The sequence below is a fragment of the Polynucleobacter sp. 35-46-11 genome (genome assembly GCF_002281105.1).
The window spans coordinates 1-4,180 of the sequence record NZ_NCFJ01000205.1 but is presented as its reverse complement, the minus strand read 5'-3'; the positions used below and the strand labels follow the sequence as shown (position 1 = coordinate 4,180).

At 45.8% G+C, this 4,180-nt stretch carries 4 protein-coding genes and 1 pseudogene; 3 read left to right on the top strand and 2 right to left on the bottom strand.

The genetic code is table 11. The features are described from left to right. Nucleotides 1–135, top strand: a 135-nt coding sequence (locus B7Y67_RS11870) for a rubredoxin (protein ID WP_293598822.1), incomplete at its 5' end; no start/stop codon positions are given. A gap of 56 nt (nucleotides 136–191) precedes the next feature. After that, entirely contained in the window at nucleotides 192–1,484 is a 1,293-nt protein-coding gene (gene hemL, locus B7Y67_RS11865; RefSeq protein WP_293598821.1) for a glutamate-1-semialdehyde 2,1-aminomutase, read from the top strand. 32 nt (nucleotides 1,485–1,516) lie between these two features. Here hemL and B7Y67_RS11860 read toward each other — a convergent pair whose 3' ends face one another. Both B7Y67_RS11860 and B7Y67_RS11855 read right to left on the bottom strand, forming a co-directional pair. Further along, entirely contained in the window at nucleotides 1,517–2,356 is an 840-nt protein-coding gene (locus B7Y67_RS11860) for a symmetrical bis(5'-nucleosyl)-tetraphosphatase (protein ID WP_293598820.1), read from the bottom strand. 40 nt (nucleotides 2,357–2,396) lie between these two features. Beyond that, on the bottom strand, nucleotides 2,397–3,887 hold the full coding sequence (locus tag B7Y67_RS11855; protein ID WP_293598819.1) for a deoxyribodipyrimidine photo-lyase: 1,491 nt from the start codon (nucleotides 3,885–3,887) through the stop codon (nucleotides 2,397–2,399). A gap of 217 nt (nucleotides 3,888–4,104) precedes the next feature. Between B7Y67_RS11855 and B7Y67_RS11850 the strand changes: the two are divergent. Then, a pseudogene (locus B7Y67_RS11850) lies at nucleotides 4,105–4,180 on the top strand (transporter); the annotation flags it as partial.

The window sequence follows — 4,180 nt, the reverse complement described above, 5'->3', positions numbered from 1 at the left end:
TGGGTTTATGACGAAGCTGCTGGCCTACCGGAAGAGTGTATTGCACCGGGCACGCTTTGGAAAGACGTGCCTATGAACTGGACTTGTCCTGAATGTGGTGCACGCAAAGAAGATTTTGAAATGATGGCGATCTAATCGATCGAATTACTTAAATACTATTTAGACTAATTAGCAAAATCAGGAAAAGTATCTTGGGACAAAACGACATCTTATTTGAGCGTGCACAAAAAACAATTCCTGGGGGTGTGAACTCCCCAGTGCGTGCTTTTCGTCAGGTGGGCGGTACCCCACGTTTTGTTGTTAAAGCTAAAGGCCCTTATTTCTGGGATGCCGAAGGTACGCGCTATATTGATTTGATTATGTCTTGGGGCCCCATGATTGCGGGCCATGCAAATCCAGAAGTAGTTGAAGCGGTCAAGCTGGCCGCAGAAACCAGCTTTAGCTACGGCGCTCCTACCGAAGGTGAGATTGAGTTAGCAGAACGTATCTGCCAGTTAGTTCCTAGCATCGAGCAAGTTCGTATGGTGTCGAGCGGTACCGAGGCGACGATGAGTGCTTTGCGTCTTGCACGTGGCTATACAGGGCGCGATCTCATTATTAAATTTGAGGGTTGCTATCACGGTCATGCTGATAGCCTTCTTGTTAAAGCAGGTTCTGGCCTCTTAACCTTTGCGGATTCGACTCAAAATGCACCATCATCTGGTGGTGTGCCGCACGATCTAGTGAAGCATACTTTGGTATTGCCATATAACGATGTGGCAGCGCTCAAGGAAGTATTTGAGAAGCAGGGCGATCAGGTTGCCGCGGTAATTATTGAACCTTTTGCTGGCAATATGAATCTCATTAAACCCTCAAAAGAATTTTTATCGAGATTGCGTCATTTGACTAGCCAGCATGGCAGTGTATTAATTTACGACGAAGTTATGACCGGCTTTAGAGTTGCATTGGGTGGTGCTCAATCGCTACAAGGCATTACGCCTGACCTGACTTGTCTTGGTAAGGTCATGGGCGGCGGGATGCCGATGGCTGCCTTTGGCGGTAAAAAAGAAATCATGTCTAAGCTAGCTCCGCTGGGTAACGTTTATCAGGCAGGTACCTTGTCAGGTAACCCAGTAGCCGTAGCCGCAGGCTTAAAGACTTTGGAGATTATTTCTAGAGAAGGTTTCTACGAGTGCTTGACTGGCCAAACTGAAAAGCTCATGGCTGGTTTAAAACTTGCTGCTGATGAAGCTGGTGTGCCTTTTGCTGTTGATAGCGTTGGCGGTATGTTCGGCTTTTACTTTGCCAATGAAGTTCCAACATCTTTTGAGGCGGTGACTAAAACTGATATCGAAGCATTTAAGAAATTCTTCCACTTGATGCTAGATCAAGGCGTGTACTTAGCACCATCTGCATATGAAGCTGGATTTACCTCTATTACTCATGACAATGCGGTGTTAGAAGATATCATCGCTGCAGCAAAAACCGCCTTTAAGAAGCTCTAAGAAATTTCTTAGCAAAGGGCTGCTAGCAGGCATTACATCCTGAGTGGATGGTCATAACCAGCCACCTGGATGATTTCTAGCTTCTTGCTCGGCATACCTGATTCTGGAATTTCCATGGCAGTTAGCTTGCCACCCCAAACGCAGCCTGTATCGAGTCCAATGACATTCTCGTGTTGGAGTAGCCCTAGGGTTGACCAGTGCCCAAAGTAAATTAGGGAATCTTGCGTTTTTCTCTTGGGGGTTTTGAACCAAGGTATGTAGCCCTTCGGACCATCTTCAAAACCTTCCTTGCTTTCAAACTCCATGGTGCCTGTGGGAGTGCAAAAACGAATGCGGGTCAGTGCATTGGTAATGACGCGTAAACGCTGATATCCCTTCAGGGAGTTGCTCCACTTGTTTGGAGTATTACCATACATATTCGCTAAAAAATCTTTATAGGATTTTTTGCGAAGCGCTTTTTCTACTTCTTGCGCGCATTCAATTGTTTGCTGAAGATCCCATTGGGGCATAACCCCCGCATGGACGGTTAATACTTTGCCATTGCTTAATGCCATCGGTCGATGGCGTAGCCAATGAATTAATTCAGTTCTATCGGGGGCATCTAGAATGGGTTGTACGGTATCCAGCCCTTTAGTTTTTCGGATCCCGGCATCTACTGCGAGTAAGTGCAAATCATGATTTCCGAGAATGCACTCGATGCGTTTCTCTTCCTGCAATTGCTTTAGATAACGTAAGGTGCCTAAAGAGTCGGGGCCGCGATTGACGAGATCTCCCAAGAAAATCATCTTAGACTGTTTGGGAAGTTTTTTAACGAGCGCTTTCAAAGATGGCGCGCACCCTTGAATATCACCTACGGCATAGATTTTGCTCATGCCCTATCTTAAATCGGAAAGCGTCAGAGTTTTCAATAAGTTAATCGGCTACAGATTCTGGGCTGACCTTTTTAACCACGCTATAGCGCACTAAGGTCTTTTTGCGTGCCTCATCATGATTAACAACCGGTAGGGGATAGTCACGCCCCAGCAGAATGCCGGCTGCTTCTAGTTCAATGTGGCCAGCTTCCCAGGGTGCGTGAATGGATTTCTTGGAGAGCTTTTCTAGTTGAGGCAAGTAGCGACGGATAAATTTTCCCTCAGGATCAAACTTCTGTGATTGGGTAATGGGGTTGAAGATACGGAAGTAGGGCTGCGCATCGCATCCTGAAGAGGAGGCCCATTGCCATCCACCATTGTTGGAAGATAGTTCGAAGTCATTGAGGTGTTTGGCGAAATACATTTCGCCCCAGCGCCAATCAATTCCCAAATCTTTAGTAAGAAAGCTGGCAACTACCATGCGTAGGCGGTTATGCATGTATCCACTTTGGTTGAGTTGGCACATAGCGGCATCCACTAATGGGTAACCTGTTTTGCCATCACACCAAGCTTTAAATAATTTCTTAGCAGTGGCACCACTTTCCCATTCGATATTATCGTAGTCTGGTTTGAAGGCTGCGCCCTCAGCAAGGCGCGGGTGATTAGCCAGAATCATGAAATAAAAATCACGCCAGATCAGTTCGCTTAACCAGATCGTTGCCCCCATGCTGCCAGCAAGCATGCGGCGATGGGCTTCGCGTACTAAGCCTCGAATTGAGAGCATGCCAAAGCGAAGGTGTGTGGATAGATAGCTTACGCCTTTGATTGCTGGAAAGTCTCGACCGATTTGATATTGATCGATGCGATGGAGGAAGTCCTCCAAGAAACTCTGACCACCTTCTGACCCTGGTGGGAGATAAGTTTCGATCCCGGTCGGACTAAAGCCCATGGATTCTAGAGAAGGAAAGGGAGTCTGCAATGATTTAGGGATGGCGCTTAACTGATCCTTTGTAGGATCACAATCATAGGCGGCAATATCTTTTTCTTGTAAGGTCTTTAGCCAGTTATTTTTATAGGGCGTAAAGATTGAGAAGACAGTATTGGAGTTGGTGAGAATTTCTTTCTTCTCAAAGATGACTTGATCTTTAAAGGTTTCAAATTCAATACCAATTTTTTCTAGTGATCTTGCTACAGAGGCATCGCGGGCAATTGCTGATGGTTCGTAGTCATGATTGGTGTAAACGGTATTGATACCCAAAGTCTCTGCAATCCTCGAAATACATATGGTGGGCTTGCCAAATTGAACAATCAGTCCGCCACCTTGTTTGCGTAATTGCTCATCGATTTGCTTGAGACCTTGCCATATAAAGTCAACGCGGCGATCATGTTTGAGGCCGTTTGTATCAAGATCTTCAGCCTTGAGCGGATCAAGAATAGCGGTATCAAAGATGAACGCTAGCCAAACTTGGGCATTATTTTTTAGGGCATGATGAAGTGCGGCATTGTCATACAGGCGTAAGTCACGGCGGAGCCAAACGAGAGCTTTTTTCATAGCCCCTATATTAGGGCTAATTAGGCCGACTCGCTTGGCTTGCGAGTAATATTCTGCTTATTAATAGATTGCTAATTTATGGATACTTTATTTTTTATTTTCTCTAAGATTGTGCAGTTTTGCATTGAGCCTCTCAACTGGGTTATCGTTTTTGTGGCCCTCAGTTTGTTATTTTTGAGTCTTAAAAAACCCTAGATCAAAAAGACCCTTTACTGCCTTGTTTGGCGGCATCTTAGCTGGCTTTGGAGCGCGTATTGCAGCTGGCTGCACCAGTGGTCTTGGTTTATCAGGCG

Excerpts from the sequence above, each read along its gene's own strand:
- B7Y67_RS11855 (WP_293598819.1), bottom strand. The coding sequence starts at position 3,887 with ATGAAAAAAGCTCTCGTTTGGCTCCGCCGTGACTTACGCCTGTATGAC.
- B7Y67_RS11860 (WP_293598820.1), bottom strand. The coding sequence starts at position 2,356 with ATGAGCAAAATCTATGCCGTAGGTGATATTCAAGGGTGCGCGCCATCT.